The organism is Kitasatospora sp. NPDC041917, from assembly GCF_055589745.1.
This window is the reverse complement of sequence record NZ_JBVJBI010000099.1, coordinates 1-2,717: the sequence shown is the minus strand read 5'-3', so window position 1 is coordinate 2,717 and position 2,717 is coordinate 1. Positions and strand designations below refer to the sequence as shown.

The following is a 2,717-nucleotide window of genomic DNA, read 5'->3' as shown; positions in this document are numbered from 1 at the left end:
TGTCGGCGTACGAGTCAACATGCACCACCTCGTACGAGTGACTGTGCACCAGAGTTGATGCGGTGAAAGGCTGTTGTCCGTGAGCCTGCTGTCGTCGGTTTCGAGCGGCAGAGAGGCGGTTGGCAGTGGTCTTGGACCCGCATCGTTGGCTGGAGTTGAGGCGGTATCGCGCGCTGTACGACTCCGGCGCGGTGAGTCAGCGGCAAATCGCGCAGGAGACCGGGCTGAACCGCCGCACGGTCGCGAAGTACCTCTCAGGCCAGGTCCCGGCGGCGCCTCCGCAGCGGGCGCCGGGTGCCCTGCCCCGGCCGCGGACGGTCGACGAGGTCGCCCCGCTGATCGACGCGATGCTGCGCTCCGAGGTCCTCCTCAAGGGCACGGTGATCCACGAACGGCTGGTCCAGGAGTACGGGACCGCCATCAACTACCAGCGGATCAAGATCTACTTGCAGGAGGCCAGGCCCCGGATCGCCGAGGAACTCGGCATCAACCCCGGCGAACTCGCGGGCCTGCATCGACGCTTCGAGGTCGTGCCCGGCGCCCAGGCCCAAGTGGACTGGGGCGATGAGGGCAGAATCCTCGCGCACGTCGGCATCCCGAAGGTCTACTCGTTCCACATGACGCTGTCGTACTCGCGGGACCCGTTCTGTTGCTTCACCACCAGCCAGGACCTCGCGACGTTCTTCGACTGCCACCGGCAGGCGTTCGCGCACTTCGGCGGAGTGCCGATGAGCATCGTCTACGACCGCACCAAGACCGTGGTCCGCCGACACGTCGCCCCCGGCGAGGCGGTCCCGCTCCACCCGGAGGCGGTCGCGTTCGCCGGTCACTACGACTTCGACATCGACGTGCTGGCCGCCTACCGTCCCACCGGCAAGGGCCGGGTCGAGCGCCAGGTGCTGATCGTCCGCGACCACGTCCTTGCCGGGAGGGCGTTCTCCTCGATCGAGGAGCTCGACGCCGCGTTCACGGCCTGGGTGCCGTTGCGGCGTGCGCGGGTCCACGGCACCCACGGCGAGGTCATCGGCCTTCGCGCGATCCGCGACCACGTGGCCCTGCGGCCGCTGCCGCGAACTCCCTATGTGGTCGCGCAACGCCACCTGCGGTACGTCGGCAAGGACTGCCTGGTCGCCTTCGACGCGAACCTTTACTCGGTGCCCGCCCGCCGGGTCCGCCCGCGCCAGCTGGTCGAGATCCGGGCCACGAAGTCCCAGGTCGTGCTGCACTCGACCGTCCCCGACTCAGCCGGCAGCACCCTGCTGGCCGTCCATTCCCGGGCGGTCGGCCGCGGCGCCCGCATCGTCGACGAGCGGCACTGGGACGGCCTGCCCAAGGGCGACACCAGGCGCGTCACGACGGGCGACGTCGTGCCCCGGCCCCGCCACGAACAGCCCCTGGCCGAGGAAGTGGGCCCGCTTCGGGCCCTGCTCAACCGAGCCGCCGCCGCCCGCGTCGAGGTCGGCCGCCGACCGCTGTCCGTCTACGACGAGCTGACCGGCACCCGCCCGTTCACCTCCAACTCCCCGACGAAGGACGTCCGTTGAGTCAGCTGGTCAGCAACCGCATCCGCACCATGGCCGTCAAGCTGGGCCTGCCCCACCTCGCCGAGAGCCTGAACCAGTACGCCAAGCGGGCGGACGAGGCGAAGATGGGCTACCTCGACTTCCTCGACCTCCTCCTCGCCGAGGAACTGGCCGTTCGCGACGACCGCCGCTTCCGCCAGGGCCTGCGACTGTCCAAGCTGCCCCACCACAAGACCCTGGACGACTACGACTTCTCGTTCCAGCCCGACCTCGACCCGCGCAAGGTCAAGGACCTGGCCACGCTCTCCTTCGTCGAAGCCAAGGCGAACGCCGCCCTGCTGGGACCGCCCGGGGTCGGCAAGACCCACCTGGCCGTCGCCCTCGCGGTCGCCGCCTGCCGGGCCGGCTACTCGATCTACTTCACCAGCCTCGACGACATGGTCCGCCACCTCAAAGCCGCCGAGACCGCCGGGCGCCTGACCAACAAGCTCCGCACCTACCTGCGGCCCAGCGTCCTCGTGGTCGACGAAGTGGGCTACCAGCCCCTCGAACGCGCCGAGGCGAACCTGGTCTTCCAGGTGATCTCCAAGCGCTACGAGAAGGGCTCGATCATCCTGACCTCGAACAAGACCTTCAGCGAATGGGGCCAGGTCTTCGGTGACGAGGTCCTCGCCACCGCCATCCTCGACCGGCTCCTGCACCACTGCGACGTCATCTCGATCAACGGCAACAGCTACCGCCTCAAGAACCGCCTCCAGGCCATCGACCGGGAAACCGACGTCGCCTGAGCGGTCGACCCGTCCACCGAGGTTTCGCTGCTGCCTGAGCCGTCAAGCGGCTGGCTTTCACTGGAGCACAGAGGCCGCATCCTCGCTCTGGGCCTGGTAGACGGTCACGACCCCGGCGACAGCGTCGACTTCAAGCGGCCCGCTGATCCTCAGCCAGACCAGTTCGGGCAGGTCATCGGAGCGGTCGAGTCGGCCGACCGCCTCGGCAGGCCAGGGCGACGGCAGCCTCGGCAGGTGGATCAGGGAGATCCCGTCAATGAAGATGGGGTCCAGTCCGGGGAACAGCCCGGGTTCCCACGGGCGGACCGAGTGGAGATTGGACAGTGAGACCACCACATCGGGCTTCCACGGCCCCGCACGCAGCCACACGTCCAGCGTGTTGTCCCTGCGGTCCTCGTTGGACTCG

3 protein-coding genes are annotated in these 2,717 nt (G+C 68.8%); 2 read left to right on the top strand and 1 reads right to left on the bottom strand.

The genetic code is table 11. The annotated features are described in order from the left end of the window. Positions 1-191 precede the first annotated feature (191 nt). Complete coding sequence (istA, locus tag ACZ6EM_RS40280; RefSeq protein WP_465774663.1) at positions 192-1,544, top strand: IS21 family transposase; 1,353 nt, start codon at positions 192-194, stop codon at positions 1,542-1,544. Next, entirely contained in the window at positions 1,541-2,311 is a 771-nt protein-coding gene (gene istB / locus ACZ6EM_RS40275; RefSeq protein ID WP_465774662.1) for an IS21-like element helper ATPase IstB, read from the top strand. Before istA ends, istB begins: the two co-directional genes overlap by 4 nt. A gap of 57 nt (positions 2,312-2,368) precedes the next feature. Here istB and ACZ6EM_RS40270 read toward each other — a convergent pair. Beyond that, positions 2,369-2,717, bottom strand: a 349-nt coding sequence (locus ACZ6EM_RS40270; RefSeq protein ID WP_465774661.1) for a hypothetical protein, incomplete at its 5' end; no start/stop codon positions are given.